The organism is Vreelandella profundi (assembly GCF_019722725.1).
In the GTDB taxonomy this organism is placed as follows: Bacteria; Pseudomonadota; Gammaproteobacteria; order Pseudomonadales; family Halomonadaceae; genus Vreelandella; species Vreelandella profundi.
Map to the genome: position 1 here is coordinate 1,368,279 of NZ_CP077941.1, position 25,884 is coordinate 1,394,162.

22 protein-coding genes are annotated in these 25,884 nt (G+C 54.4%); 18 read left to right on the plus strand and 4 right to left on the minus strand.

Annotated elements, in window-relative coordinates:
• Positions 1-6: 6 nt before the first annotated feature.
• The 12 genes from KUO20_RS06320 (at position 7) to lpxC (ending at position 14,684) form a co-directional block, all read left to right on the plus strand.
• Positions 7-1,500 (plus strand): UDP-N-acetylmuramoyl-L-alanyl-D-glutamate--2,6-diaminopimelate ligase, encoded by a 1,494-nt coding sequence (locus KUO20_RS06320; RefSeq protein ID WP_235042028.1) that lies wholly within the window; start codon positions 7-9, stop codon positions 1,498-1,500.
• The gene (locus tag KUO20_RS06325) at positions 1,500-2,858 is read left to right on the plus strand and encodes a UDP-N-acetylmuramoyl-tripeptide--D-alanyl-D-alanine ligase (RefSeq protein WP_235042029.1); all 1,359 of its coding nucleotides are present in this window, start codon (positions 1,500-1,502) and stop codon (positions 2,856-2,858) included. Before KUO20_RS06320 ends, KUO20_RS06325 begins: the two co-directional genes overlap by 1 nt.
• 9 nt (positions 2,859-2,867) lie before the next feature.
• Positions 2,868-3,950 carry a phospho-N-acetylmuramoyl-pentapeptide-transferase gene (mraY, locus tag KUO20_RS06330; RefSeq protein WP_235042030.1) on the plus strand — a complete coding sequence of 361 codons (1,083 nt, stop codon included), beginning with the start codon at positions 2,868-2,870 and terminating at the stop codon, positions 3,948-3,950.
• A 60-nt stretch (positions 3,951-4,010) separates the two neighbouring features.
• Positions 4,011-5,399: a UDP-N-acetylmuramoyl-L-alanine--D-glutamate ligase gene (gene murD / locus KUO20_RS06335; RefSeq protein ID WP_235042031.1), complete on the plus strand. Its 1,389-nt coding sequence runs from the start codon at positions 4,011-4,013 to the stop codon at positions 5,397-5,399.
• Positions 5,396-6,577, plus strand: a complete 1,182-nt coding sequence (gene ftsW, locus KUO20_RS06340) for a putative lipid II flippase FtsW (protein WP_235042032.1) — start codon at positions 5,396-5,398, stop codon at positions 6,575-6,577. The genes murD and ftsW overlap by 4 nt, the downstream gene beginning before the upstream one ends.
• An 18-nt stretch (positions 6,578-6,595) precedes the next feature.
• Entirely contained in the window at positions 6,596-7,693 is a 1,098-nt protein-coding gene (murG, locus tag KUO20_RS06345; protein WP_275415678.1) for an undecaprenyldiphospho-muramoylpentapeptide beta-N-acetylglucosaminyltransferase, read from the plus strand.
• A gap of 17 nt (positions 7,694-7,710) precedes the next feature.
• On the plus strand, positions 7,711-9,159 hold the full coding sequence (gene murC / locus KUO20_RS06350) for a UDP-N-acetylmuramate--L-alanine ligase (protein WP_235042433.1): 1,449 nt from the start codon (positions 7,711-7,713) through the stop codon (positions 9,157-9,159).
• Positions 9,156-10,097 (plus strand): D-alanine--D-alanine ligase, encoded by a 942-nt coding sequence (locus KUO20_RS06355; protein ID WP_235042033.1) that lies wholly within the window; start codon positions 9,156-9,158, stop codon positions 10,095-10,097. Before murC ends, KUO20_RS06355 begins: the two co-directional genes overlap by 4 nt.
• Positions 10,098-10,107: 10 nt before the next feature.
• Positions 10,108-10,821, plus strand: a complete 714-nt coding sequence (locus KUO20_RS06360) for a cell division protein FtsQ/DivIB (protein WP_235042034.1) — start codon at positions 10,108-10,110, stop codon at positions 10,819-10,821.
• Positions 10,822-11,132: 311 nt separating this feature from the next.
• Positions 11,133-12,422 (plus strand): cell division protein FtsA, encoded by a 1,290-nt coding sequence (gene ftsA / locus KUO20_RS06365; protein WP_235042035.1) that lies wholly within the window; start codon positions 11,133-11,135, stop codon positions 12,420-12,422.
• A 34-nt stretch (positions 12,423-12,456) separates the two neighbouring features.
• Positions 12,457-13,638, plus strand: a complete 1,182-nt coding sequence (gene ftsZ, locus KUO20_RS06370) for a cell division protein FtsZ (protein WP_096280659.1) — start codon at positions 12,457-12,459, stop codon at positions 13,636-13,638.
• A gap of 134 nt (positions 13,639-13,772) precedes the next feature.
• A complete protein-coding gene (gene lpxC / locus KUO20_RS06375; protein WP_235042036.1) occupies positions 13,773-14,684 on the plus strand; it encodes a UDP-3-O-acyl-N-acetylglucosamine deacetylase in 912 nt (303 codons plus the stop codon).
• A 113-nt stretch (positions 14,685-14,797) separates the two neighbouring features.
• Here lpxC and KUO20_RS06380 read toward each other — a convergent pair whose 3' ends face one another.
• Positions 14,798-15,262: a DUF721 domain-containing protein gene (locus tag KUO20_RS06380; protein ID WP_235042037.1), complete on the minus strand. Its 465-nt coding sequence runs from the start codon at positions 15,260-15,262 to the stop codon at positions 14,798-14,800.
• A 97-nt stretch (positions 15,263-15,359) separates the two neighbouring features.
• Here KUO20_RS06380 and KUO20_RS06385 point away from each other — a divergent pair, with 97 nt between their 5' ends.
• The 4 genes from KUO20_RS06385 (at position 15,360) to KUO20_RS06400 (ending at position 20,879) form a co-directional block, all read left to right on the plus strand.
• Positions 15,360-15,722 carry a hypothetical protein gene (locus KUO20_RS06385; RefSeq protein WP_235042038.1) on the plus strand — a complete coding sequence of 121 codons (363 nt, stop codon included), beginning with the start codon at positions 15,360-15,362 and terminating at the stop codon, positions 15,720-15,722.
• Positions 15,723-15,813: 91 nt separating this feature from the next.
• Positions 15,814-18,546 (plus strand): preprotein translocase subunit SecA, encoded by a 2,733-nt coding sequence (gene secA / locus KUO20_RS06390; protein WP_235042039.1) that lies wholly within the window; start codon positions 15,814-15,816, stop codon positions 18,544-18,546.
• Between the two features lie 43 nt (positions 18,547-18,589).
• On the plus strand, positions 18,590-19,819 hold the full coding sequence (gene argJ, locus KUO20_RS06395) for a bifunctional glutamate N-acetyltransferase/amino-acid acetyltransferase ArgJ (protein ID WP_235042040.1): 1,230 nt from the start codon (positions 18,590-18,592) through the stop codon (positions 19,817-19,819).
• A gap of 103 nt (positions 19,820-19,922) precedes the next feature.
• Positions 19,923-20,879 carry a Nudix family hydrolase gene (locus tag KUO20_RS06400; protein ID WP_235042041.1) on the plus strand — a complete coding sequence of 319 codons (957 nt, stop codon included), beginning with the start codon at positions 19,923-19,925 and terminating at the stop codon, positions 20,877-20,879.
• 163 nt (positions 20,880-21,042) lie between these two features.
• Here KUO20_RS06400 and KUO20_RS06405 read toward each other — a convergent pair whose 3' ends face one another.
• Positions 21,043-21,945, minus strand: coding sequence for a carbon-nitrogen hydrolase (locus KUO20_RS06405; RefSeq protein ID WP_235042042.1), 903 nt, complete (start codon positions 21,943-21,945; stop codon positions 21,043-21,045).
• A 13-nt stretch (positions 21,946-21,958) separates the two neighbouring features.
• Positions 21,959-23,008, minus strand: a complete 1,050-nt coding sequence (locus KUO20_RS06410) for an agmatine deiminase family protein (RefSeq protein WP_235042043.1) — start codon at positions 23,006-23,008, stop codon at positions 21,959-21,961.
• A 239-nt stretch (positions 23,009-23,247) separates the two neighbouring features.
• On the opposite strand from KUO20_RS06410, the gene KUO20_RS06415 reads away from it, so the two are divergent.
• Positions 23,248-24,489, plus strand: a complete 1,242-nt coding sequence (locus tag KUO20_RS06415) for a lipoprotein-releasing ABC transporter permease subunit (RefSeq protein WP_235042044.1) — start codon at positions 23,248-23,250, stop codon at positions 24,487-24,489.
• Positions 24,490-24,532: 43 nt separating this feature from the next.
• Positions 24,533-25,261, plus strand: coding sequence for an ABC transporter ATP-binding protein (locus KUO20_RS06420; RefSeq protein WP_235042045.1), 729 nt, complete (start codon positions 24,533-24,535; stop codon positions 25,259-25,261).
• Between the two features lie 34 nt (positions 25,262-25,295).
• On the opposite strand, the gene KUO20_RS06425 is transcribed toward KUO20_RS06420, so the two are convergent.
• A complete protein-coding gene (locus KUO20_RS06425; protein ID WP_235042046.1) occupies positions 25,296-25,847 on the minus strand; it encodes a DUF2062 domain-containing protein in 552 nt (183 codons plus the stop codon).
• Between the last annotated feature and the right edge of the window lie 37 nt (positions 25,848-25,884).

Sequence of the window (25,884 nt, forward strand, 5' to 3'; positions counted from 1 at the left end):
GATGGCATGACGCTGAGTCCAGGCGATGTGTTGACGGCGCTTAGGCAGATATGGCCAGCGTCACCACTGCCCGTTGACCTACCTACGCTCCCTGCAAAGGTGCGGATCGAAACAGATTCGCGCAAGCTGCAGCCGGGCGATATTTTTGTAGCGGTGCCGGGTAGTCAGCGTGACGGCCGCGATTTTATTGAGCTGGCCATTGAGGCTGGCGCTGCGCTTATCTTGGCGCAAGGCTCCCATGACGATGTGCAGTTAGAGGGCCGGGTGTTGACGCTGCCGCACCTGTCCGCGCGGCTGGGCGAGTTCGGCAGCGCGCTCTTCAAAGTGCCGTCTGAGCTTGAGGTCATCGGCGTTACCGGCACTAACGGTAAGAGCTCAGTGACGCATTACATCGCGGCCCTCAGCGAAGCGCTGGGAACAAAAGCGGGTGTCATTGGTACGCTAGGCATGGGGCGCCCCGGTGCGCTTAATGATAGTGGCTTAACGACGCCAGGCCCGCTGATGCTTCAGGCGGCGCTGGGCGAGCTTGCGCAGCAGGGCGTTCGTCGTGTGGCGGTCGAAGTCTCTTCTCACGCGCTCGATCAGCGGCGCTTGGAAGCCGTCAACGTTAGCGTTGGCGTGTTTACCAATTTGACCCGCGATCACCTGGATTACCACGGCAGTATGGCAGCCTACGCGGCATCCAAAGCGAAGCTATTTCGTCGCTCAGAGCTTCGCTTAGTCGTTGTGAATGGTGATGATCCGCTGGCGCGCTTAATGCTGGCAGGCTGCGCCGAAGGCGTGCGTGTCTTGGCAACGGGCCAAGACGAGGGGGTCACGCTAAGGGTGATGGATTGGCAGGCTTTTGAACATGGCCAGCAGGCTATGATTGCAACGCCGGAAGGCGAGAAAATACTGTCGTTAAAGCTGATGGGCCGCTTTAATTTAGACAACGTGCTGCAGGCAATGGCCGTGCTTTACGGAATGGGGGAGTCAATGTATGCGCTTTTTGAGGCCGCATCATCGCTCACTCCCGTACCCGGCCGCATGGCGCTCTACCGCGATACTGATACGCCTAGCGTGGTTGTCGACTATGCCCATACGCCAGACGCTTTGCGCAGCGCATTGCAAGCGCTGCGAGCGCACTTAGGCAGTGCAGGCAAGCTATGGTGCTTGTTTGGCTGCGGGGGTGATCGCGATACGGGTAAGCGTGCCGAAATGGCCAAGATCGCCGAGCAGCTCGCCGATAACGCTGTGATTACCGACGATAACCCTCGCTATGAGGCGGCTGCGGATATTCGTCAGCAGATTCTGGCAGGCTTCTCTGCTGCCGCGCGACCCATTGAAATAGCGGATCGCCGTCAGGCCGTAGCGACGACTATTCACGACGCTAGCGCTCAGGACGTGGTGCTTATCGCTGGCAAAGGGCATGAGGCGTATCAAGATATTCAAGGGGTGCGCCACGCCTATGAGGACAGTCAAGAGATCCTGCGCGCCTTTGGCGCACGGAGAACCTTATAATGCGCTGGACGCTCGGTCAGCTAGCCACAATGCTCGGCATTGAAGCGCCTGCCGCCAACGCTGAAGTGTTGATTAGCTCGACTGTCATCGATAGCCGTAAAATTGAGCCCGGGTGCCTTTTTGTGGCGTTAAGGGGCCCTAACTTTGATGGTCATGACTTTGTACAGCGTGCCTATGAACTTGGTGCAGCGGCTGTTTTGGTGGATACGTCTATCGACAGCGATCTGCCTCAGTTGGTATGCCCCGACACGCGGCTAGGGTTGGGGCTGCTAGCCGGGGCGCATCGTCAAACATGGCAGGGTGCTTTAGTCGCTGTAACTGGCAATAGCGGTAAAACATCCGTTAAGGAAATGTGCGCGGCGCTGCTGGCGCCGCTGGGCGATGTTTTAGCCACTCAAGGCAATCTGAATAATGATATCGGCGCGCCGCTTACGCTGTTGAGATTAATGCCAAGCCACGCTGCTGCCGTGATAGAGCTAGGGGCGAATCATCTAGGTGAAATTGCCTGGACGGTTCACATGGCAAAGCCGGACGTTGCGCTTATTACCAACGTGACCGGTGCTCATGTCGGGGAGTTTGGCGGAATGGGCCAGATCGCACAGGCGAAAAGCGAGGTGCTGGATGGCCTAAGCGAGCACGGTACGGCCATAGTGAATCGCGACGATCGCTATTTTTCTTTTTGGGCCGCGCGCAATGCGCCTCGGCAATTAGTTAGTTTTGGCTTTCACAGCTTGGCTGATGTTAGTGCCTCAGCGCTTTCCTGTGATCCTCAAGGACGTTATGCTTTCACGCTTATGCATAATGGTGCAGCGCTAGGCCGCGTTCAGCTGCAGTTGCTGGGTAAACATAATGTGAGCAATGCGCTTGCGGCCGCGGCCGCGGCGCTAGTGCTAGGCGTTACTGCAGAGCAGGTTGTTCAACGCCTTCAGTCTCTGCAAACATTATCGGGTAGGCTGGCCGTAGTGCCTGGTTTACGCGGTGCTAATGTACTCGACGACACTTACAACGCTAACCCTGGCGCGGTCAAAGCGGCGCTAGATACGCTGGCAAGCTTTCCTGCGCCACGCTGGTGTGCGCTAGGTGCGATGGGTGAGCTAGGCCGTGAGTCGGACGCGCTGCATGCAGAGATTGGCCGCTATGCCGCGGCACTGGGAATTGATGAACTATTGACGCTAGGCGAGGCTGCCCGTGCCGCCAGCGATGCCTTTGGTCGTGGGCTGCATTTTAACGATCACGAGGCGCTAACGCGCCATGTCACTAATACTTTGCCGCCTGATACCACGTTGCTGGTGAAGGGATCGCGCAGTGCAGGCATGGAACATGTCGTTAACGCGCTGCGTTCGGATGAAATAAGGTAAACGCCGTTCATGTTACTTCACTTGGCGAATTTTTTATCGCAGTACCAATCTGCTTTCCAGGTTGTTAATTACTTAACCCTGCGGGTGATTTTAGGTGCCCTCACGTCATTAATGCTGTGCCTATGGCTAGGGCCATGGATGATTAGGCGTTTGGTCGAAGGGCAAATTGGTCAAGCAGTCCGTGATGATGGGCCTAAGTCTCATCTCTCTAAAGCAGGCACGCCCACGATGGGCGGGGCAATGATACTGCTGGCGATTGCGATCAGTACCTTGCTGTGGGGTGACTTAACCAACCTGTATATTTGGATTGTCTTGGCGGTCACCTTGGGTTTTGGCGCCATTGGCTGGGTGGACGATTATCGCAAAGTGGTTGAGAAAAACCCGCGGGGTCTGCCTGCTCGATGGAAATATTTTTGGCAATCTATCGTGGGGTTAGGGGCCGCGGTGTTGCTTTATGTAACCGCCTCTACGCCGGTTGAAACCAGTTTGCTCGTGCCGCTATTCAAAGACGTTGCCCTGCCTTTGGGCGTTTTCTATATCGTTCTTACCTATTTTGTCATTGTCGGTAGCTCCAACGCGGTGAACTTGACCGATGGTCTTGATGGCCTGGCGATTATGCCCACCGTGCTGGTGGCGATGGGGCTGTCGGTTTTCGCGTATGCAAGCGGCAATACCGTGTTTGCCGACTACCTGCACATTCCGTTTATTGCAGGCACCGGTGAACTAGCGGTTTTTTGCGCCACGATTGCCGGTGCTGGGCTGGGTTTCTTGTGGTTTAACACCTATCCCGCGCAGGTGTTTATGGGCGATGTAGGCGCGCTAGCACTGGGCGCTGCGCTCGGCGTGGTGGCGGTGATTGTTCGCCAAGAAATAGTGCTATTTATTATGGGCGGCATTTTTGTCGTGGAAACGGTGTCAGTGATTCTTCAGGTGGGTTCTTACAAGCTGACCGGGCGTCGCATCTTCCGTATGGCACCTTTGCACCACCACTATGAATTGAAAGGCTGGCCCGAGCCTCGCGTCATCGTACGCTTCTGGATCATTACCGTAGTGCTGGTGTTGCTCGGCCTTGCGACGCTCAAAATTCGTTAATGCACGTGGTCATGACGGCCACCCCAATTGGGCGTGGCGCTGTGCGACAAGGAGCGGGTGATGGTTCGAGTAGCTAAAGGTTTGACGCTAGTGGTAGGGCTAGGGGTCTCAGGTCGCGCTATTTGCCGTCATTTAACGCGCTTAAATCTGCCCTATATGGTGGCCGACACGCGTGCCGAGCCACCGGGGCTGGATGACTTTCGCGCTGCTCATCCTGGGGTTGCTATTCACTGTGGCTCGCTCTCAGTACTTGATCTGAGCGATGTGCAGGAGGTGGTAGTGAGTCCTGGTCTTGATCCTCGTATGGCGGGACTAGAAAACCTTGCTGATCAGTTAAACCCTGACACAGGTGAGCCAATGGTGGTGGGTGAAATTGCGCTTTTTGTGCGTGCAGCCCATGCGCCTATTGCGGCGATCACCGGATCTAACGCCAAGTCTACGGTTACCACACTGTTGGGCGACATGGCGGCTGCCGCCGGTGTTGATGCAGCTGTAGGCGGTAATTTAGGCACTCCCGCGCTGGATTTATTGGCCAGCCATCCTAATGCTGAACTTTTCATACTTGAGCTTTCCAGTTTCCAGCTTGAGACAACGCCTCGTTTAGGCGCCAGCTGTGCCGCTTTTTTAAATTTGTCGGAAGATCACCTTGATCGTCATGGTGATATGCACGGTTATCGCGGGGCAAAGCAGCGAATTTTTATCGGTGCGCGACACGCCGTTGTCAACGCCGATGAGCCGCAAACGTGGCCGGACCAGCCGGTTGCCCAGATTGCTCACTTCTCAACGAAAGCGCCCAGCAATTCTGAGTGGGGCTTGGCGCTTCATCACGATACGTTGACGTTAATGCAGGGTGATAAGCCTTGGCTGGCGGTTGATGAGATGCCAATGACCGGCCAGCACAATTACGCAAACGCACTTGCGGCGCTAGCAATGGGGCAGGCGCTAGGCTTTGCCGAAGTGGCCATGTGTAATGCCCTTCGCGAATTTAAAGGCTTGGCGCACCGCAGTGAAGTGGTGGCGCGTATTAACGACGTTACCTGGGTGAACGACTCGAAAGGCACCAACGTAGGAGCTACGTTAGCGGCCATTAATGGTATTGGCGCTTCGCTGGAAGGGCGCCTAATTCTATTGGCTGGCGGAGTAGGTAAGGGGGCGGATTTTTCTCCTTTAGCGGTGCCGCTTGCCTCATGCGCGCGGCATGTATTGCTATTCGGCTTAGATGCCCCGCGCTTAGCTGACGCCTTAATTAAGCATGTGAGCGTTCAGGAAGTAGACAATTTGCCCCAAGCCATGGAGGCTGCCTTTAAACTCGCTCAACCCGGAGATTGCGTGCTCTTATCCCCCGCCTGTGCCAGCCTAGATCAGTTTGCCAATTATCAAGAGCGCGGTGGGATGTTTCGACGCTGGGTAGAGCAGAAGGCGCAGCGTGCCACCGAGGCTTCGCTATGAGCAGACTTCAGCGTTTACGCGATGCACTTACGACCCGCGATTTACCTTGCGATATTTGGCTGATTATCGCCGCCGTTGCTTTAGCGGGGCTGGGGTGGGTCATGGTCAGCTCAGCATCGATTGGTCTGTTGGAAGATACCTTTCATTACTCGCGTCAGCATGGCGTTTTTCTAGTGATCTCTATTGTCGCCTGTATCTTTATGCTCTGCGTGCCGCTTGAAGTTTGGCGCCAAAATGCCGCACTGATTCTGATGGCCAGTATTTTTCTGTTGATTCTGGTGCTGTTCGTTGGCCAAGAGATTAATGGCAGTAAGCGCTGGATTGCGCTGCCCGGGCCATTGCCTAGCTTGCAGGTCTCTGAGTTTGCCAAAATTGGGCTTATTTTCTATATGGCGGCGTTTATGTCGCGCTTTACTTATGATCTCCGTCAGCGGGCATTTAGCATGTGGCGCCCGCTGGCTGTGCTGGCGGCACCGGTTGGCCTGCTGTTTCTAGCCCCCGACTTTGGCGGCATGGTGGTGCTCTCTATTTGTGTCATCGGTATGCTGATGATGAGCGGAGCGTCGCTGGTATTGCTGGTTGGTAGTGGCGGGCTGCTCGGTTCCGGCGCTGTCATGATGGTGATCATTGAACCCTACCGACTGGCGCGCTGGACCAGTTTTCTAGATCCTTGGGCGGATCAGTTCGCTACGGGCTATCAGTTGACTCAGGCGTTAATTGCGTTTGGTCGTGGCCATGTTACAGGCACTGGTTTGGGCAATAGTGTACAAAAGCTTCACTATCTGCCAGAGGCGCACACCGACTTTATTTTTGCCGTCATCGCTGAAGAGCTCGGCATGATTGGCGCCATTATTGTTGTCTTGCTGTTTACTGTTTTTATTGCCCGCGCTATGTGGGTCGGGCGGCGTGCTGAGCTAGCGGGCCATCTGTTTGGTGCCTATGTTAGTTACGGTATTGGCTTTGTCATAGCGGCTCAAGCATTTATCAATATTGCAGTGAGTTCAGGCTTGCTGCCTACCAAAGGGCTAACGCTGCCGCTGATAAGCTATGGCGGCTCAAGCCTGTTGGTAACCGGTATGATGGTGGGGCTACTGCTGCGCGTCGATGCCGAAACACGCCATCGTCCTCGGCGTGCGTCCACCCCTTATAAGCCGCGCCATGAGCCGCGTTTATCGTAGGCATTTTAGGAGTTTAATGTGACCACGAACGCACGTCGAAGAGTGCTGATTATGGCAGGTGGAACCGGTGGCCACGTGTTTCCAGCGCTTTCCCTCGCTCAGGCACTGCAAGTGCAGCAAGTAGACGTTGAGTGGCTAGGCAGCCCTAGGGGCATTGAAAATCGCCTTGTTCCTGAAGCGGGCATTACATTGCGCACCATTGCAGTAAGCGGACTACGTGGCAACGGGCTAGTGGGCTGGCTCAAGGCGCCGCTAAATCTTACCCGCGCCGTTTTACAGGCGCGTGCAGTTATTCGTGATTTTAAACCGCAAGTAGTGGTAGGGCTGGGCGGCTTTGCCAGCGGCCCCGGTGGGCTTGCGGCATGGCTAATGCGCATTCCACTGATTATTCATGAGCAGAATGCTGTGGCGGGGCTCACCAACCGCGTTTTATCACGCTTAGCCAAGCGCACCTTTGCGGCATTTCCGGAAGCTTTTGGCGCGCGAGCCGACGTTATAGGCAATCCGGTGCGTGACGATATTGCTAGCCTAGGCAGTGTGCCGCGTGATGTGGCTGAACTTTCCGCACGCCCTCTGCGGCTGTTGGTGGTAGGAGGCTCGCTTGGCGCGGTTGCCCTAAATGAGCGCTTGGCACCGGCCTTAGCACAGCTGCCTGCAGAGCAACGTCCGCAGGTGCGCCATCAGGCAGGCAAAGGCCGCGACTCAGAGACAGCAGCGCTTTACCAGCAGCATGGTGTCGTCGCGGAGATCAGTGCGTTTATCGATGACATGGCTGCTGCCTATGATTGGGCTGATTTAGTCGTATGTCGTTCGGGCGCCTTAACGGTCGCTGAGCTGGCCGCGGCGGCCAAGCCAGCGCTGCTGGTGCCTTTTCCATTCGCGGTTGACGACCATCAGCGTATCAATGCCCAAGTGTTGGTAAACGCCGGTGCTGCACAGTGCGTTGTTCAGTCAGATTTGACCGTTGAGCGGTTAACCGATTTTTTAAATGAATTGCTCGTCCCAAATACCCTGGCAATGATGGCGTCTAAAGCACGCCAAGCCGCCCATTTAGACGCCACAGAGCGCTTGGCGGAAGGGTGTTTGGCGATGGTGTCGTTAGGAGACTACGCGTGACCGATTTAATCAAGTCCATGACGCCCCAACGTGGTTGTACAACCGCTCCGGGAATGCGCCGCATCCGGCGTATTCATTTCGTGGGCATCGGCGGTGTCGGCATGTGCGGTATCGCAGAGGTACTCGCCAATCAGGGTTACACCGTTAGCGGCAGTGACATGAGCGCATCTTCCGCGGTAGAGCGCCTACGTCAGTGCGGTGTATGTGTCGAGATTGGCCATGCTGAAGCCCATGTTGATGGAGCGGACGTGGTGGTCGTATCAAGCGCCATTGATGATACAAACCCGGAAATTCGCTGGGCCCACGAGCACCGCGTGCCGGTCGTGCGCCGGGCAGAAATGCTGGCGGAGCTGATGCGTTTTCGACATGGCATTGCCGTTGCCGGTACTCATGGAAAAACGACGACGACCAGCTTAACGGCGACGCTGCTCGCCGAAGGTGGGCTCGACCCTACGTTTGTGATTGGTGGCAAGCTCACCAGCGCCGGTGCTAACGCACGCTTGGGCGCCGGTGATTACTTGGTTGCTGAAGCAGATGAGTCAGATGCCTCGTTTTTACATCTCCAGCCGATGGTATCCATTGTTACCAATATCGATGCTGATCATATGGCGACGTATGGCGGAGACTTCGAACGGCTGAAGAGCACCTTTATCGAGTTTCTGCACAACCTACCGTTTTATGGATTGGCTGTGCTTTGCATTGATGACCCGCACATTCGCGGCCTTTGTGAACAAGTGAAGCGCCAGTTCGTGACCTATGGGTTTGACAGCGATGCCGACTACCGCATTGTGGATTTTTCTCAGTGCGGTGGTGAGGTCACGTTTACTGCGCTGCGTCCGGGAGACGTTGCGCCGTTAACGGTACGTTTGGCGATGCCTGGGCGTCACAATGCACTGAATGCCATGGCGGCGATTGTCGTGGCCACCGATGCAGGCGTCAGCGATGCCGCGATCTTAAGCGGTTTAGCCGGTTTTGCTGGGGTAGGGCGTCGCTTCCAAGTGCATGGCCATTTTCCTGCGCCAAAAGGCGGTGGCGACATCATGCTGGTAGATGACTACGGTCATCATCCGCGTGAAGTCGATATGGTGATTCAGGCCATTCGCGCTGGCTGGCCCGAGCGCCGCTTGGTAATGCTCTATCAGCCCCATCGCTATAGCCGGACCCGTGATTTGTACGAAGATTTTGTGCGGGTACTTTCCCAGGTCGATACGCTGGTGTTGCTTGATGTTTATAGTGCTGGTGAAGCTGTAATTCCCGGTGCAGAAGGGCGAACGCTGGCAGGGTCTATTCGCCAACGTGGCGAAGTAGACCCGCTATTTGTAGAGCATAAGCATGAGCTGCCGATGCTGCTCACCAACGTGCTACGCCCCGGTGATATTTTGATTACTCAGGGGGCCGGCGATGTGGGCGGAATTTCTCTTCGCCTGGCGCAGGCGCAGCTAGTGATGAATGAGGTAGAACTGTGAGCGTTGATGTGACCAATACACAATCATCTGAAAACGTCGTTGTGGTTTACGGCGGCACCTCTGCTGAGCGTGAGGTATCGCTCAAAAGCGGCACCGCGATTCTGGCGGCGCTCAAGCGTAAAGGCGTGGCGGTATGTGGCTATGATCTTCGCGATAAAGGCTTAGTCGGCTTGGAACAGCTGGCGCCTTCCGTGGTGTTTGTCGCTCTGCACGGACGCGGTGGAGAAGACGGAACGCTACAGGGCGCGTTGGAGTTGCTCAATATCCCATATACGGGCAGTGGTGTTCTTGCCTCTGCGCTGGGTATGGATAAGCAGCGCACTAAGCAAGTATGGCGCGCGGTGGGTCTGCCAACACCTGAAAGCATTATGCTGGATGCAAACTCTGACTGGTCTGCCGTGGTAGCTGAGCTTGGTTTGCCGCTGATTGTGAAGCCGGTGCATGAAGGCTCAACGCTGGGTATTAGCATTGTGAAAAGTCAGGCAGCGCTGGAGGCGGCCTACCACGAAGCCGCGCAGTTCGATGCGCGCGTCATGGCGGAGCGTTTTGTCGTTGGGGATGAGTACACCGTCGCGCTGCTGGGCGATCAGGTGCTGCCGGCGATTCGCGTTGAGGTGCCGGGTGGATTTTACGACTACGAAGCCAAATATATCGCCAATACGACGCAGTATCATCTGCCCTGTGGTTTGTCTGTTGAGCAAGAGAAATCACTTGCCGTGCTCTGCCAGCAGGCGTTTGCCGCTATTGGCTGTGAAGGCTGGGGGCGTGTTGACGTTATGCGCGACGGCGAAGGGCGCTTTTGGCTACTGGAAGTCAATACCGTGCCGGGTATGACCGATCATAGCCTGGTTCCTCAGGCGGCCGCTTACGCCGGAATTGAGTTTGATGATCTAGTGTTAAAAATACTTGATACCGCAAGCGAACAGTTCACATCATGAAGAGTGCCTTATGAAAAGGCGTAATGCTTGGCTCGGGATTGTCCTGCTCGCTTTGCTCATGGGAGCCGGCGGGCGTGCGCTTTGGCTGTGGCTAGATCGCCCCATTGAGCGGGTATCTATTCGCGGCGAATGGGAGTACGTGAGCGCCGATTATTTGCGCACCCAGCTTGCTCCGCTGGTCGTGAACGCCACCTGGCTATCGGCAGACCTGGGTGAGCTTCGCGATCAAGCGCTTAATATCGGCTGGTTGAACGAAGTACGTATTTCCCGTGAATGGCCCAATGCCTTAGTGTTTGAGCTGGTTGAGCAACAGCCCGTTGCACGTTGGAACGATGATTTTTTAGTTAATCCCGAGGGCGAGGCTTTTGCCTTTGCCCCGCTTTCTCCGCCGTCGGGGCTGCCTGATTTAGCGGGTCCTAACGGTAGCAGTGAAGAAGTATTGCGTTATTACCAGCGATTAAAGTCTCACTTTGCACAGCTATCGCTTGATCTTACGCAGCTGCGTTTAGAACCAAGGGGGGCTTGGCGACTTCAGTTAAATGACGGAGCTTGGGTAATGTTGGGGCGTCGGCAGCACGAAGTCCGCTTAGCTAGATTGTCTGCGTCATGGCAACGAGAGCTATATTCTCTTGGTGACAAGATTCGATATATTGATCTTCGCTACCCTAATGGCGTTGCCGTTGCGTGGCATGGAGAAAGTGAATTTGAGGAGCCAGATGAGTAACAGTGCTACTACTTAGTGCAAATAAGGTGTAAAAGTAAGTGGTTGCCATCGCTGAAAAGTCGATATTAGGCTTCATTTTGCTTTCAAAGCCTATTATTGTGTGTTTGTACTAGTCGTATTGCTACTATTGTTTCTATACTATGGGCCACGCGCTGGTTAAATAGTTTTTTAATTCGACTATTTGTACTTAGCAAGAGTTGAGAAACATCACTGATTATTTCGGGTTGTACGCCTTCAATGTTTAACGTTGGATTAAGCGCCTCCCTATTTATATTTACTTTTAAACATGACGCAAGGAGATTCACCGACTCATGGCAGGCTCACCCAACGCATCCAATATGGTGGTCGGGCTGGACATTGGAACGTCCAAGGTCGTCGCGATAGTCGGTCAACCTACCGATGACGGCGGAATTGAAATTGCCGGTATTGGCTCGCATCCTTCGCGTGGCATGAAACGCGGCGTGGTGATCAATATTGAATCCACCGTACAGTCTATTCAGCGGGCAGTAGAAGAAGCTGAGTTAATGGCTGGCTGTGATATTCACTCGGTATATGTTGGCGTCGCGGGCAGCCATATTAGCTCAATGAACTCTGATGGCGTCGTAGCTATTAAAGAGCGTGAAGTAACCCCTTCAGATATTGAGCGTGTTATTGATTCGGCTCGTGCTCGTGCTATTTCAGAAGGGCAGCGTGTCCTTCATGTCTTGCCTCAAGAATTTTCGATTGACACCCAAGGCGGCATTCGTGAGCCATTGGGGATGTCAGGCGTACGTTTAGAAGCGCAGGTACATTTGGTTACCGCGGCATTAAACGCGGTGCAGAATATTGAAAAATGTGTGCGGCGGTGTGGCTTGGAAGTTGACGCCATCATTTTAGAGCAGCTTGCCTCAAGCATGGCCGTGCTCACAGAAGATGAGCGCGAGCTAGGCGTATGCATGGTAGACATCGGCGGCGGCACTACCGATATGGCTATCTTTACCGAAGGTGCTATACGTCACACAGCGGTTATTCCTATTGCTGGCGACCAGGTCACCAACGATATTGCAATGGCGTTGCGTACGCCCACGCAGCATGCAGAAGAAATCAAAGTTAAATACGCTTGTGCGCTTACTCATTTAGCGGCAAGTGATGAAATGATTAAAGTTCCTAGCGTTGGCGATCGCGCTGCTCGTGATTTATCACGTCAGGCGCTGGCTGAAGTGGTAGAGCCACGTTACGAAGAGCTGTTTACGCTAATACGAGATGAATTACGTCGCAGTGGCTATGAGGATATGGTCGCTGCAGGGATAGTGCTTACCGGCGGTACTTCACGCATGGAAGGCGTTAGCGAATTGGCGGAAGAGATTTTCCATATGCCTGTTCGTATCGCTTGCCCTCAAAATGTAAAAGGTTTGGCGGATGTCGTCCGTAACCCGATTTATGCTACGGGTGTTGGCTTGCTGCACTATGCCTTGCAGGAAACGCGTCATGGGCAAGGCTTGAAAAGCCACGGGGGAGTTGTTGCAGCTCATAAAGGCCGCAACGAACTTGCCCGGCGTGATATCAAGGAAGACCATTCGACGCTGGCAAGATTTAAAGGCTGGTTCAAAGGAAATTTCTGACAGGGCCGCAAGCGCGGTTCAGGAGACGGGGCTTATGTTCGAATTGGTAGATAACGCACCCTCGAGCAGTGCGGTCATCAAAGTGGTGGGTGTTGGCGGCGGTGGCGGCAATGCTGTTAACCACATGGTCGAAAGCAATATTGAAGGCGTAGAATTTATTTGCGCCAATACTGACGCGCAGGCATTAAAGCGCGTGTCGGCTAAAACGGTATTGCAGCTAGGCAGTGAGATCACTAAAGGATTGGGTGCAGGTGCCAATCCTGAAGTGGGCCGGCAGGCGGCCATGGAAGACCGTGAGCGCATTGCTGAATTGCTAGTAGGCGCTGACATGGTGTTTATCACCGCCGGTATGGGCGGTGGTACCGGCACTGGCGGTGCGCCGGTAGTTGCACAGGTCGCCAAAGAGCTGGGAATACTCACCGTTGCGGTAGTAACGCGCCCCTTCCCCTTTGAAGGGCCGAAGCGTATGCGTGCAGCTGAAGAGGGTATGAAAGAACTCTCACAGCACGTTGACTCGTTGATTACGATCCCTAACGAAAAGCTGCTTTCAGTGCTGGGTAAAAATGCCACGCTGTTGACAGCGTTTAGCGCTGCTAACGATGTGCTGCTGGGAGCGGTTCAGGGCATTGCCGAGCTGATCACTAGCCCAGGTATTATCAACGTCGACTTTGCAGATGTGCGTACGGTTATGTCCGAAATGGGCATGGCGATGATGGGTACCGGCGGCGCGACGGGTGAAAACCGTGCTCGTGAAGCGGCTGAAAAAGCTATCCGTAGCCCGCTATTGGAAGATATCGATCTTCATGGCGCGCGCGGCATTCTGGTTAACATCACTGCGGGTCCTGATCTGTCGATTGGTGAGTTCAATGATGTGGGCGCGACGGTGCAAGAATTTGCTTCTCCAGACGCTACCATTGTTGTGGGCACCTCTATTGATATGGAAATGTCCGATGAACTGCGTGTCACCGTTGTGGCTGCAGGCTTAGATGGCAATCACAAAGCTAAAACGGCTGCGCGTGAACCGGCACGTCGTTCGGCTGCAGAATCTTCATCTGACTATCGTAAGCTGCAACAGCCAACAGTGATGCGTCAGCAGGCGACGGCACGCTCTGAAGCGCCGGAGGCCAACGCTAAACCCCGTTCTGAAAAGCGTCGGTCAACTGAAGCCGATGACTATCTGGACATCCCTGCGTTTCTACGCCGCCAGGCGGATTGATCCTCTTTATCAGGCAGGTGTTAACAGTGAGCAAGCGTTTTATTGGCTAAAACGCTCGCTTACTGTTAAAGTGAACACTGTTTGATAACTTTTTTCCTGCGGTAATCACCGACATAAGAGTACGACTACTATCCATGATCAGACAACGCACCCTTCAAAACGTCATTCGCGCTACCGGAGTGGGCCTGCATTCTGGCAAGAAAGTCCATCTGGCTTTGCGTCCGGCGCCAGCCAATACAGGGATTGTGTTTGTTAGAACCGATCTGGAACCCGCTGTGGACGTGCCCGCAAAAGCTGAGTTGGTAGAAGATACTCGGCTATGCACGGCGCTTTCGTATAACGGGGTTAAAGTAGCCACGGTTGAGCATCTAATGTCTGCCTTTGCAGGGCTCGGTATTGATAATGCTTACGTTGATGTTAGCGAGCCTGAAGTGCCTATTATGGATGGCAGCGCTAGCCCGTTCGTATTTTTGATTCAGTCAGCGGGTATTTTAGAGCAGGACGCCCCTAAGAAATTTATCCGTATCAAGCGTCGCGTTGCCGTCACCGATGGCGACAAAGAAGCCGTTTTTCTGCCCCATCAAGGGTTTAAGGTGTCGTTTGCGATTGACTTTGATCACCCCGTCTTTGAGCAGCAAAAGCAGACGGCGCTGATTGATTTTTCAACCACTTCTTTCGTTAAAGAAGTATCGCGTGCACGTACCTTTGGTTTTATGCGCGATTTAGAGTTTTTGCGCTCTAATAACCTTGCGCTAGGCGGCAGCCTAGATAATGCGATCGTGGTAGACGATTATCGCATTGTTAATGAAGGTGGCCTGCGTTACGAAGACGAGTTTGTTAAGCATAAGGTTTTAGACGCAATCGGTGATTTATATCAGCTGGGCTATAGCCTGATTGGTGAGTTCCGAGGCGTAAAATCAGGTCACGCGCTTAATAACCAGCTGTGTCGTGAGCTAATGGCGCAGCCAGATGCCTACGAAATTATTACCTTTGAAGAAGAGAAGGCGATTGCCCCGATCTCTTATGCAGCCCCTGCTATGGCGTAAGGCAGTTATCAACTGTTGAATCGTTAGCTGTTAACTTTATAAAGCACCACTTATGTGGTGCTTTATGCATTTCAGGATTGCTTAGAAAAGTAAATTTTCGTTCGAAAGGGCGGTTACTTGGTCGGTGGGCGGGCGTGCGAAGCAAGCCTTTCAAGTGCCCGCTTGAGTGCTGGGTTGGTGGTGTCTTCGGCGCACTCAGCCAATGTTTTGCCAGCATCTAATGACAGGATACGGGTATTGCGGGCAGGGGCCACAATGGGGCGTACTGGGCGAACTTTAAACGTGAAGCCATTCACGCCTTCAAAGCCAGGCAGCTGGTGAAGCAGTTCTAGCAGGCGGCGCTGTTCGAAGCGCAGCCACGTCAGCCAGCTAGCTTGGCCGCTAATAACGGTTAGACGTCCATCGCGAAAGCCACCCACGAATATATGTTCGCGCATTTCTTCGGGTAAATGCGCGCGTAGGTGGCGCTGCGCCTGATCGATTAAGCGAGATAGGCGCATTAACTGGCTAATATCGCCGGACTTTGACAGCAGACGGGCGATGGGCTGTGCGTGAGAACGCTTAACCTTTATACTCATACACTTAATTCCTAGGTACCCCTAAATCGTCACATCGGCGGATTCAAGCCGATTACCCATTTGCAGAGCCTACCACGCTCAGGAGCCGGTCTACAGCATGTCGCCCACGCTTGAAGTACAAACTGCTTTGCCGCGGCGCCAACGCCGCTACGGTATAGCACGTTGGTGGCTGGCTGGTTTGCTAGTAAGTTGCCTTCTGCCTGCGAGTTTAAGCCCCGCAGATGCTTTTCGCGGCGGTGAGCGCAACGTTGCTATCTGCTTTTGGGTGCCCGCTATTTTACGCGCCCAGTCGCACTGGGTTGCCAAAAGGCGCCGAGCGCTGCGCCGCTGGTCTCAGCATCGCCGTAGTGTTACGCCGATACGGGCGCGATTTAACTGGCTTCCCCCGCTAATAGCCCTCGTCGCGGCGCGCGATGTCTTGACCCAGCGCGGCCCGCCTTCCTATCGAGGCATTTGTTAATACAGCTACTTTGTCCCTGCTCTTGAAGAAAAAGAGCTTGCAGAAAAAAAGGGCAGCTCCCGAGGGGCGCTCGTGAATATCTGGATATTTCATGCTTAATAATTTGTTACGAAAAGTCGTTGGGTCTAAGAATGATCGCGAAGTAAAACGCATGCATAAAAATGTGCCGCAGATTAACGCTCTTGAAGCAGAGTTTGAGGCACTTAGCGATGCTGACTTACAGGGCAAAACTGCCGAGCTTCGTCAACGTCTGGATGCGGGCGAGCCGTTAGATAGCCTGTTAGCGCCAGCCTTTGCTATCGTTCGCGAAGCCAGTAAGCGCGTTATGGGGATGCGTCACTTCGACGTCCAGATGGTCGGCGGGATGACGCTGCACCGTGGCCGTATTGCTGAAATGAAAACGGGCGAGGGTAAAACGCTCGTTGCCACGTTATCGGTTTATCTAAATGCGCTGACCAGTAAAGGTGTGCATGTCGTTACAGTGAACGATTACTTGGCGCGTCGTGATGCTGAGTGGATGCGCCCGCTTTATGAGTTTCTAGGCCTGACCATAGGCGTTATTTTCTCTGGCCAGACCGGTGAAGAGAAGCGTCATGCTTATCAGTGCGATATAACCTACGGCACCAACAACGAGTTTGGCTTCGATTATCTGCGCGATAACATGGCATTCTCGCTGGAAGATAAGGTGCAGCGTGGCCTGCATTTCGCGATTGTCGATGAGGTTGACTCGATTCTTATCGATGAGGCGCGTACGCCGCTGATTATCTCTGGGGCGGTCGATGAAAATACCGATCTCTATAATGTGGTTAACGTACTTGCCCAGCAGCTTGAGCAAGGTGAAGCATCTGAAGATGAAGATGCCCCGGTAACCGGTGACTTTGTTGTTGATGAAAAGCAAAAACAAGTCGAGTTGACCGAGCAGGGGCACAACAAGGTTGAAGAGCTCATGCGAGCTGAAAACCTGCTCGGCGCCGAAGAATCTCTTTACGCCGCACAAAACCTTAATTTGCTTCAGCATATGCATTCAGCGCTGCGCGCTCGCTACCTGTATAACCGCGACGTTGACTACATTGTGTCGGAAGGTCAGGTGGTGATTGTTGATGAGCACACCGGCCGCTCAATGCCTGGTCGCCGCTGGTCAGAAGGCCTGCATCAAGCCGTTGAGGCTAAAGAAGGCGTCACCGTACAGCGTGAAAGCCAAACGCTGGCATCGACCACCTTCCAGAATTACTTCCGGCTGTATGAGAAGTTAGCCGGGATGACGGGTACTGCCGATACTGAAGCGTTTGAGTTCCGCCAGATTTATGGCCTAGACGTTATCGTTATCCCGACCAATCGGGCCTTGGCACGTAAAGACCTGAACGACCTGGTTTATTTGAGCGCTGAAGAAAAATATGAAGCGATCATCAAAGACGTAAGAACGGAGACGGAAGCTGGGCGCCCTGTCTTGGTCGGTACCGCTTCCATTGAAACATCGGAATATCTTGCCACTCTGATGAGCGAAGCAGGACTCACCTTTAACGTCCTTAATGCTAAGCAGCACCAAAGTGAAGCCGAAATCATTGCCCAGGCAGGCCGCCCAGGCGCGATTACGATTGCCACCAACATGGCGGGTCGTGGTACCGACATCATGCTGGGGGGTAACTGGGAGGCCGAAGCTGCCAAACTGCACAACCCTAGCCAAGCGCAAATTGATGAACTGAAGGCCGAGTGGCAGGCGCGTCATGATGGCGTGTTAGCTGCAGGCGGTTTGCACGTAGTGGGCTCTGAGCGCCATGAGTCACGGCGTATCGATAATCAGCTGCGCGGACGTGCTGGGCGTCAAGGCGACCCTGGTTCAACGCGTTTCTTCCTGTCGCTCGAAGATAGCTTGATGCGTCTGTTCGGCTCTGATCGTGTCAAGCGCTTGATGCAGGCATTAGGTCTTGAGCGCGGTGAAGCGATTGAGCATAAAATGGTGTCCAACGCCGTTGAGCGTGCGCAAAAGAAAGTCGAAGGCCGCAACTTCGATATTCGTAAGCAGCTGTTGGAATACGATGACGTTGCCAACGATCAGCGTCGTGTTATCTATGAACAGCGTAATGACATTCTGGCTGCCGACAACGTCGCTGACGCCGTTATTGGCATCCGTGAAGAGGTAATGGAAGAGGCGATAAGCGACTATGTGCCTCCCCAGAGCCTGTCTGAGCAGTGGGATTTGCCTGGTTTAGAAGCGCATCTCAAGACGGAATTTAATCTTGATGTGCCCGTCGTAAAATGGGCCGCAGAAGATGAGCGCTTCAGCGAAGAGCAGCTGCGCGAGCGACTGCAAACGATGCACCGTGAAGCCTATGCCGCCAAAATTGATGCGGCGGGTGAGAAGCTCATTCGGCGTTTTGAGAAGCAGGTCATGCTGCAAGTGCTAGACACTCGCTGGAAAGAGCACCTGCAGTCAATGGACCACCTGCGTCGCGGTATTCACCTGCGCGGCTATGCTCAGAAGAATCCCAAGCAGGAGTATAAGCGCGAATCGTTCGAGCTATTCCAGCACCTGCTGACTCATATTAAAGCCGACGTAACGCGTATTCTTAGCCACGTTCAGGTACGTCAACCTGAAGAGGTTGATGCCCTTGAGCGTAGCAGGCGTGAAACGTCAGAGCGCGAAGCGACTACTGCTGCAAGCCGGCATGATGACCCTGCCGACGAGCAGCCGGAAAACGCGCAAGATGAGCCAGTCGTTGACGGACGCCCCGTGCGTCGCGAAGGGCCTAAAGTAGGCCGCAATGACCCGTGTTTTTGTGGCTCGGGTAAGAAGTATAAACAGTGCTGCGGCAAGCTGAGCTAACGTCGAAAGCGTCTCAATATGGGCCTGCCTAAAGGAGAGAATCATGGCAGTTGGAAATGTTCCTTTTCCAGAGATGCTGCCCCTTAACGGGGTGCGCCTGGGAACGGCAATGGCGGGTATTAAAAAGCCGGGTCGGCGTGATTTGGTAGTTATTGAGCTACCTGAGTCAGCAACGGTATCCGGTGTCTTTACCCGCAATGCCTTTTGTGCGGCGCCTGTGGTAGTGGCGAAGCAGCACCTTGAGCACTGCCGTGCTCAGGGCCGATCACCACGTTTTTGGCTGATTAATACCGGTAATGCCAATGCCGGCACCGGTGAAACCGGCATGCGCGATGCCCATGACAGCTGTGCAGCGCTTGCTGAGCAGTTAGGGGTTTCTGCGCAGGACATCTTGCCGTTTTCAACCGGTGTGATTGGTGAGCCGCTGCCGATGGATCGTCTGTTGGCGGGCTTCGCCCCCGCCCTTGAAAGCCTGTCCAGTGACGGTGTCGCCTGGCAACATGCGGGCCAGGGTATTTTAACGACCGATACCAGGCCAAAAGGCGCGACTGCGACGCTGGAGATTAATGGCCAGCAGGTGACGATTAACGGCATTACCAAAGGGTCGGGCATGATCAAGCCCAACATGGCGACCATGTTGGGGTTTGTGGTGACTGACGCTACCATCGAGACGCCGTTGTTAGATCGCCTGCTGCGCGAAACGGTAGATCGCTCGTTTAATTGCATCACCGTGGATAGCGATACTTCGACCAATGATGCCTGCATGCTTGCGGCCACCGGCACGGGGCCTAGCATTGTCGATGAGGGTGACGTGTCGGCATTCCACGATGCGTTGCAGGGGGTGATGACCGAACTTGCCCAAGCGATTATTCGCGACGCAGAAGGGTCTACAAAATTTGTGACGCTTCACGTTGATGGAGCGAAAAGCCGCGAAGAGTCGCTTGATGTGGCTTTTACCGTGGCGCATTCGCCGCTGGTGAAAACCGCGCTGTATGCCTCGGATGCTAACTGGGGGCGTATTTTAGCGGCAGTGGGTAGGGCGCCTGTCAGCGATTTTGATGTTAATCGTGTGGTGATTGATTTAGGCGACGTTCGTTTAGTCGAAAATGGCGGACGAGCAGCCAGCTACACCGAAGCCGCGGGAAGCGCAGTGATGGCGCAGGCTGAGATTGCCATTCGCATTAATTTGGGTCGCGGTGATGAAAGTGCCACGGTGTGGACGTCTGATCTCTCCCATGACTATGTGTCTATCAACGCGGACTACCGTAGCTAACGAATTACCTCCAACGCTGACGCGATGGCGGGGGTAAAGGCAAACGCAGTGAGATAGTAGCGACGGCAGTAGCGTCGCTGCGCAGACAGTGGATAAAGACGCAATGAGTGTAAAGGTGAAACGGCGGGTTCACGTCGCGGCGGCTGCAATTGTGAGCGCCGATCGGAAGCAAGTATTGATCGCTCGTCGGCCGTCAAACGTTGACCATGGCGGGCTGTGGGAATTTCCGGGAGGCAAGCTTGCGCCTTACGAGACTGGCCTTGAGGGTCTAAAGCGTGAGTTGCACGAAGAGCTGGGGATTGAAATTGTGTGCGCCCAGCCGTTGATTCGCGTGCATCATGAGTATCCTGACAAGCATATTTTGCTGGATGTATGGCAGGTGCATGAGTTTGCTGGCGAGCCATTTGGCCGTGAAGGGCAGGCGGTTCGCTGGGTGCCTATGGGTGAGCTTTCAAACTATCCCTTCCCCGCCGCTAATTTACCTATCTTGCGTGCAGTCAGACTGCCAACCGAGTACCTGATCACCGGGGAAGAGGCTGACGATGCGCGGTTTGATGCATTTTTAGAGCGTGCATTACGCGAAGACCAGATTCGCTTAGTTCAGCTGCGTGCAAAGCAGCTGGACGACGCGGCCTACGTTGCGCGTGCGCAGCGAGCCTTGCAAATGTGTCGTGAGCACGGCGCGCGGCTACTACTCAATGGTGAACCCGCGCTGCTAGAGCAGGTTGATGCCGACGGTATTCATCTGACCAGCGAACGTTTGATGCAGCTTGAGCGTCGCCCCATTGCGGAAAACAAATGGCTATCAGCGTCTACACATAACCAAACACAGCTGAAAAAAGCGGCGGTGTTAGGCTGCGACTTTGTCAGCCTTTCGCCGTTACGTACCACGCCCTCGCACCCTGAGGTTTCACCGCTTGGATGGCATGATTTTCAGCAATTGGTTGAGCGTGCCGGTATGCCCGTTTTTGCATTGGGAGGCATGACGCGTTTTGACGCTAACCATGCCCGCGCCGTAGGTGCTCAAGGTATCGCGTCGATTCGCGATTTCTGGAAGTAGTCTACCGCGCTAGCTAATCACTAGTGTGGAATGAAAAACGCCTGCCCCAGTCGTCACTTAGGCAGGCGTTTTTGTATGCTCATGAAACCTATTGTACTTATGAAATCTATTGTGCTTATGAAGCTTATGGCGCATTTAACTTGAGCAGAATTTTCGGCTTTCCCTAGTCACGATAGCGGCGGGTTATATCTGCGTAGGCATCCACGCGACGATCTCGCAGGTAGGGCCATATGCGTCGCGTGTTTTCACTGCGCGCCATGTCCAGCGTCACCACTAGCTGCTCCGCGTCTTCTCCTGCATGTGCTAATAACTCCCCCTGGGGTCCGCATATAAAGCTGCCGCCCCAGAACTGAATGCCGCCACCTACGCCTGAGTGGTCTGCTTCAAACCCTACCCGGTTGGCTACTATTACGGGCAGACCATTCGCCACGCCGTGAGCACGCTGGATGATCGTCCAGGCATCTTTCTGGCGAACGTGTTCGGCTTCGTCATCGCTTGGGTCCCAGCCAATCGCCGTCGGATAAAGCAATAAATCCGCGCCCGCGAGAGCCATCAGTCGCGCGGCTTCTGGATACCACTGGTCCCAGCAGACCAACACGCCCAAGCGCCCTAGTGAAGTGTCAATCGGGGTAAATCCTTCACCGCGTGCGCTGTCGTAATCGCCTGGGGTGAAATAAAACTTCTCATAAAAGCCTGGATCATCGGGTATATGCATTTTGCGGTACTGACCTACGCGGCCTTTAGCCCGGTCATATACCACTGCCGTATTGTGATATAAGCCCGGCGCGCGACGTTCAAATAGCGAGCCGACCAGCACAATATCAAGCTCCTGGGCGAGCGCTGCCAGACGCTGTCCCGTTGGTCCATCAAGCGGTTCAGCCAAGTCGAACAGCGCGGGATCCTCAAACTGGCAGAAATAATGGGTGGCATGTAGCTCTTGGAGCAACACCAGTTGAGCACCTTGGCGAACGGCATCGCGAATACCTTGTTCGCTCACGGCAAGGCTTTGGGCTTTATCTGGCCAAGCGGGCTGCTGAACAACCCCCACGGTTAGCGTAGTCGACATGATGACTCCTATATCAAGTAGTGAGCGCGGCCAGCGTGCCTTGGGGTAGCTGCATGGTTAAGCAGTGTAGGCTGCCGTGTTGGCGAATAACGCTATTGCACTCAATCGGGATAAGCGTGTGCTCAGGAAAAGCGAGCGCTAGCGCCTGAAGGGCTGCGACGTCGGCTGGATCACCATAGGTGGGTACCAGTACGGCTTGATTGATGATCAGAAAGTTAGCGTACGTCGCCGGTAGGCGATGGCCGTCGTCTGGGTCGAAGCAGGCCTGTGGCCAGGGCAGCGCAATAAGACGATAGGGCTCGCCATTGCGTTGCCGAAAGAGTTGAAGCTCCTGCTCCATAGCCGCTAATGCCGGGTAGTGCGCGTCATTAGGATCATCGCAACGCACGTAGGCAATGGTAGCCAGATCACAGAAGCGAGCGAGCGTATCAATATGGCTGTCGGTGTCATCGCCTTCTAAATGGCCGTTAGCCAGCCACAGCACGCGGTCAATGCCAAAATCTGCCGCCAGCTGTGCTTCTACGTCTGTACGCGAGAGCGTGGGATTGCGATTAGCGTTCAGTAAGCAGGCTTCGGTGGTGAGTAGGGTGCCTTCGCCATCTGTCTCGATGCCGCCGCCTTCCAGCACTAAATCCCGCGACGCTACTGGGCATGACCAAATGCCTGCGTCGGCAAGTCGCTGCGTTAGCTGATTATCGTGCTCGGCGGGAAATTTGCCGCCCCAGCCTGTGAAGGTGAAATCGAGCATTAGCCGCTGGCCATCTTCATCTACAACCGTAATCGGCCCATGATCCCGCGCCCAGGTATCATCGGTGGGAGCAACCACCAGCAGCAGTCGTTCACTCGGCACTTGATAGGCCGCGAACGTGGCCGCTAAACGTTCTTTCGTTAACTCATTGGGTACGCAAATAAGTACGCGTTGATAGCGCGCAGTGGCCACGACAATGCGTTCAAGCGTCGCTTCGATGCAAGCCAGTAGGGGTGCCCAGTCACCGTCATGACGAGGCCAAGTGAGCTGAATACCATCCTGAGGATGCCATTCGGGTAGTAAGCGATAAGTCATAGTAGCCAACGTCTTGAATGCCCTTTTCGAAGAGTGTATCGAGTAGATTGCAGGCCGCTTCTAAAAACACCGGCTTACACTGCGACAAGCACTAAATCGCCGCAATGTAGGCGGTGGCGAGGTAAGTTGCAAGCATGCGCTGTGAACGCTCACGGTGTAGACCGCTCTAATGGCTGTTTGAGCATGCAGAGACATTAAAAAAACCGTACCATGAGGGCTTATTGATAAGGAATCACGCCATGCTTGATCGTTTGCCTTTTCTGGTGGGGCTGCGCTACGTGCGCGCTAAACGCCGAAACCACTTTATTTCGTTTATTTCGCTGACCTCAATGCTGGGGTTAATGCTGGGCGTCGCGGTCCTTATCCTAGTGCTGTCGGTGATGAACGGCTTCGATCATGAGCTGCGGACACGCATTTTGGGCATGGTGCCTCATGCTAAAATTGAGTCCCGGGAAGGCTTAGTTGAATGGCAGTCGTTGGCCGAGCAGTTGATGCAGCGTGAGCACGTTATTGGCGCAGCGCCCTATGTTGAACAGCAGGGCATGTTTTCGGTCGGTGGTCGCAACCAGGGGGCCATGGTCAATGGCATTAATCCTGATTGGGAAGATAAGGTGTCCATCATCAGCGATCACATGCGTGAAGGTAAGCTGGCTGACCTTGTGCCCGGTGAATGGCACGTGGTGATGGGCTCGGCACTGGCGCGCAGTTTGGGTGTTGGCGTGGGCGATCGTGTCACGCTTTTGGTGCCCGAAGCATCGATTACACCCGCAGGAGTCTTTCCACGCTTAAAGCGCTTTACCGTGAGCGGTATTTTTAGCGTCGGCGCTGAGCTTGATGCCAATTTGGCTTATGCCAATATTGAGGATATGCAAACCCTTGCGCGGCTAGGCGATGCAGTGGGCGGTTTGCGCCTGGAGTTAGATGATCTGTTTGCGGCCAGTAGCGAAACCCAGGCTATTGTCAATGAGCTTGGTTCCGGCTATCGCGGCAGCGACTGGACATTTACCCAAGGTAATCTGTTTCAAGCGATACAAATGGAAAAGCGCATGATTGCGCTACTGCTCACCGTTATTATTGCCGTGGCAGCGTTTAATATCGTTTCGACACTGGTCATGGTCGTCACCGATAAGCGGGCGGATATCGCCATTCTGCGCACTATTGGTGCTAAGCCAAGCTCGATTATGGGCATTTTTATTGTTCAAGGCATGGCGATCGGGATTATTGGTATCGCCATTGGTGTTGCGGTGGGTGTGCTGCTCGCGCTGACGATTGCGGACCTCATTGGCTGGGTCGAAGGAACGCTGGGTATTCAGTTCCTAGATGCCGGGGTTTACTTCATCAGTGACCTGCCTTCACGTCTGGAGTGGAGTGATGTCAGTCGTATCGTGTTGGCCGCTTTTGGACTGACGTTCCTATCAACGCTCTATCCCGCTTGGCGCGCAGCGCGGGTTCAGCCTGCCGATGTATTGCGCTATGAGTAGTCATGAGAGCGGCAATAATGAGAGCAGCAATAAGGATGCCAGGATGTCTATGAATACGATGCCTCTGAACACACGCCAAGACGCGGCGATTATGCTCGATTGCCAGGCGCTGAGCAGGGTGTATAGCGAAGGGCCCCAAGAGCTCACCGTGCTGGATCAGCTCAACTTGCAGGTGCGCGCCGGAGAGCGGGTGGCTATCGTCGGCAGTTCGGGGTCAGGTAAGACAACGCTATTGAATTTGCTGGGCGGTCTTGACCGCCCCAGTGAAGGCAGCGTGATTATTGGCGGAGAGCCGCTGGCCGGTTTGAATGAAACGGCGCTTGGCAACTTTCGGAATCGCTATATTGGCTTTGTGTATCAATTTCATCATTTGCTGGCGGAGTTCAGCGCTGTTGAAAACGCCGCTTTGCCACTGATGATTCGTGGCCAGTCGAAAAAAGCGGCCGAGCAGCGCGCTATGCAAATACTTGAGCGGGTAGGCATGACGCCGCGGGCTAATCATCGGCCTGGCGAGCTGTCCGGGGGCGAGCGTCAGCGCGTGGCGATTGCGCGTGCGCTGGTGACGGATCCAAGTCTAGTCTTAATGGATGAGCCGACGGGCAACCTGGATCAGACCACGGCAGCCACTATTTTGGCACTGATGGATGAGTTGGCGAAAGAAAGCGCCTGCGCGTTTGTCATTGTGACCCACGACGTTGGCTTGGCTGCTCATCAAGATCGCGTACTCAAGCTAGATGCGGGAAAACTTATCGAGCAAGCGCCCGCCCTTTAATCAACAGGCTAAATCATCAAGCTAGTCATCCAGCTTAGTCATCAAACTCTGCTTCGATGCGCGCACGCCGCTGCCGACGTTTTAGGCGGCGGCGTTTCCAATTATAAGAAACGTGCCAGCGCCAAATCAGGCGAATACCAATATTGGCGACGATAGCTAAAAAAATCGCTGTTACTAATGATCCGACCATCAGCGGCGGCATAATGTCGTGCATCTGTTCGGCAATCCAGTGCGTTGAAATCTTAGAGGGAGCCTCCCGCACCGGCGCGCCGAGTATAAATGTGCCAATTCGATAGTTGCCGTAGAAAATGAGTGGCATCGTTAGAGGATTGGTAATCCATACCAGGCCGATCGATAGAGCTAAGTTACAGCGCGTTAAGCGAGCGCCCAGCGCTGCCACCACCATTTGAAAAGGGATGGGTAGCATGGCGCAAAACACGCCCACGCTAAACGCATTCGCAACGCTTCGGCGAGTTAAAAGCCACAACCCCGGGTCTGCAATCAGCGGCGCTAAGAACCGTAATGAGCGCTGTTTCCTGATAGTGTCGGGTTTGGGCATGTAGCGCTGCAGGAATCGGCGCGGCATAGCGGACACTCTTACCTATCGATCTCGCCTATTATCC

What these genes read in the sequence shown, in the direction of transcription:
- KUO20_RS06320 (WP_235042028.1), top strand. Translation starts at nt 7, where the DNA reads ATGACGCTGAGTCCAGGCGATGTGTTGACGGCGCTTAGGCAGATATGG.
- KUO20_RS06325 (WP_235042029.1), top strand. Translation starts at nt 1,500, where the DNA reads ATGCGCTGGACGCTCGGTCAGCTAGCCACAATGCTCGGCATTGAAGCG.
- mraY (WP_235042030.1), top strand. Translation starts at nt 2,868, where the DNA reads ATGTTACTTCACTTGGCGAATTTTTTATCGCAGTACCAATCTGCTTTC.
- murD (WP_235042031.1), top strand. Translation starts at nt 4,011, where the DNA reads ATGGTTCGAGTAGCTAAAGGTTTGACGCTAGTGGTAGGGCTAGGGGTC.
- ftsW (WP_235042032.1), top strand. Translation starts at nt 5,396, where the DNA reads ATGAGCAGACTTCAGCGTTTACGCGATGCACTTACGACCCGCGATTTA.
- murC (WP_235042433.1), top strand. Translation starts at nt 7,711, where the DNA reads ATGACGCCCCAACGTGGTTGTACAACCGCTCCGGGAATGCGCCGCATC.
- KUO20_RS06360 (WP_235042034.1), top strand. Translation starts at nt 10,108, where the DNA reads ATGAAAAGGCGTAATGCTTGGCTCGGGATTGTCCTGCTCGCTTTGCTC.
- ftsA (WP_235042035.1), top strand. Translation starts at nt 11,133, where the DNA reads ATGGCAGGCTCACCCAACGCATCCAATATGGTGGTCGGGCTGGACATT.
- ftsZ (WP_096280659.1), top strand. Translation starts at nt 12,457, where the DNA reads ATGTTCGAATTGGTAGATAACGCACCCTCGAGCAGTGCGGTCATCAAA.
- lpxC (WP_235042036.1), top strand. Translation starts at nt 13,773, where the DNA reads ATGATCAGACAACGCACCCTTCAAAACGTCATTCGCGCTACCGGAGTG.
- KUO20_RS06380 (WP_235042037.1), bottom strand. Translation starts at nt 15,262, where the DNA reads ATGAGTATAAAGGTTAAGCGTTCTCACGCACAGCCCATCGCCCGTCTG.
- KUO20_RS06385 (WP_235042038.1), top strand. Translation starts at nt 15,360, where the DNA reads ATGTCGCCCACGCTTGAAGTACAAACTGCTTTGCCGCGGCGCCAACGC.
- secA (WP_235042039.1), top strand. Translation starts at nt 15,814, where the DNA reads ATGCTTAATAATTTGTTACGAAAAGTCGTTGGGTCTAAGAATGATCGC.
- argJ (WP_235042040.1), top strand. Translation starts at nt 18,590, where the DNA reads ATGGCAGTTGGAAATGTTCCTTTTCCAGAGATGCTGCCCCTTAACGGG.
- KUO20_RS06400 (WP_235042041.1), top strand. Translation starts at nt 19,923, where the DNA reads ATGAGTGTAAAGGTGAAACGGCGGGTTCACGTCGCGGCGGCTGCAATT.
- KUO20_RS06405 (WP_235042042.1), bottom strand. Translation starts at nt 21,945, where the DNA reads ATGTCGACTACGCTAACCGTGGGGGTTGTTCAGCAGCCCGCTTGGCCA.
- KUO20_RS06410 (WP_235042043.1), bottom strand. Translation starts at nt 23,008, where the DNA reads ATGACTTATCGCTTACTACCCGAATGGCATCCTCAGGATGGTATTCAG.
- KUO20_RS06415 (WP_235042044.1), top strand. Translation starts at nt 23,248, where the DNA reads ATGCTTGATCGTTTGCCTTTTCTGGTGGGGCTGCGCTACGTGCGCGCT.
- KUO20_RS06420 (WP_235042045.1), top strand. Translation starts at nt 24,533, where the DNA reads ATGTCTATGAATACGATGCCTCTGAACACACGCCAAGACGCGGCGATT.
- KUO20_RS06425 (WP_235042046.1), bottom strand. Translation starts at nt 25,847, where the DNA reads ATGCCGCGCCGATTCCTGCAGCGCTACATGCCCAAACCCGACACTATC.